The 366-nt window shown below is 37.7% G+C and carries 1 protein-coding gene; it reads right to left on the bottom strand.

Annotation, left to right across the window (positions count from 1 at the left end; translation table 11 throughout):
* On the bottom strand, positions 1-366 hold a 366-nt coding region (locus tag K4Z77_RS08935), incomplete at both ends, for a hypothetical protein (protein ID WP_224219107.1).

Here is a 366-nt window from a genome sequence, read left to right as displayed (position 1 = left end):
GCTGGGACTGGTTTTTTCTCTGGTACAGTTTTTTCTGTTACTGTTCCTGTTAAGTTATCCGCTACTTTTGGATTTGTTCCATTTTTGATTTCTTCCTCATCTGGAATTCCATCATTGTCATCATCTGGATCTTTAACATCTGGAATACCATCTCCATCTGTATCGCGTTGAATTTTAACTGGAACTTTGACTACAACTTCTTCTGTGCCTTTTTTCAGTTTAACTGGAATTTCAACTGTGCGTTCTTCTTCTTTTGGTTCCCATTTGTCTACTTCTGGTGTTCCTTTTAGATTTCCGCCGTTATCAACTGTTAAACCATTTACTGGTTTATCTGTTGTAATCGTTGTACCTGGTTTGTTTGGTGTG

Source organism: Streptococcus mitis subsp. hohhotensis (assembly GCF_020089495.2).
In the GTDB taxonomy this organism is placed as follows: Bacteria; Bacillota; Bacilli; order Lactobacillales; family Streptococcaceae; genus Streptococcus; species Streptococcus hohhotensis.
Note: the sequence above shows the minus strand (reverse complement) of the source record. Positions and strands in the feature narration are given on the sequence as shown.